Raw genomic sequence first — 737 nt, forward strand, 5'->3', positions numbered from 1 at the left:
GGTGGATCTCGGCGTAGGCGATGCGGGTGTGGTCGTCGATGACGGTGTGGACGTGGGCGGTGCCGATGCGGGGGCGGTAGTGCTGGCCACGTTGACCAGTGCGGTGCGCGGTGGCACGGGCGTTGCGGAACCCTTGTTGACGGGTGGTGAAGCGGTGACCGCCGCCGTCGGGGATGTTGGCGAACTTGGTGACGTCGACGTGGATCAGCGCCCCGGGGTGGGGGTGTTCGTAGCGGCGCAGGGGCTCGCCGGTGACGCGGTCGATGTAGGACAACCGGCTGATGCCGCAGCGCACCAGCACCGCGTGCACGGTCGAGGCCGGCACCCCTGCGTGTGCGGCGATCTGGACCGGCCCGAGGCGTTGGCGCCAGCGCAGCCGCACGATGCGGCGCACGGTGGCGGGGTCGGTCTTGGTGGGGCTGGTGCGGGGTCGTGAGCTGCGGTCGACCATGCCGGCGGGGCCTTCGTGGCGGTAGCGCTGGGCCCACTTGGCTGCGGTGCGGGGGCTGACCATGAACATCTTCGCGGCAGCGGTGTGGGTCCAGCCGGTTTCCACGATCAGGCGGGCAAGACGTAGACGAGCGCGTGGGGTCAGTGCGGCGTTAGCGTGGGACATGAAGGCCTCCGGTGGGTGAAGCGGTACCTCGACAGCTCCACTTCACAACCGGAGGCCTTCGCCTGTCAGACAGGCTCACCGCCAGGTAGCGGGACAACCTCCCTGGACATCACAGCTAGCG

Annotated in this window: 1 protein-coding gene; it reads right to left on the reverse strand. The window is 69.6% G+C overall.

Features of this window, described 5'->3' with window-relative positions; translation table 11 throughout:
- The coding region (locus tag INN71_RS18060) for a leucine zipper domain-containing protein (RefSeq protein WP_301801454.1) at positions 1-616 on the reverse strand (616 nt) is incomplete at its 3' end.
- Positions 617-737 lie beyond the last annotated feature (121 nt).

Origin of the sequence: Nocardioides sp. ChNu-153 (assembly GCF_030466625.1) — a bacterium.
Lineage (GTDB): Bacteria > Actinomycetota > Actinomycetes > Propionibacteriales > Nocardioidaceae > Nocardioides.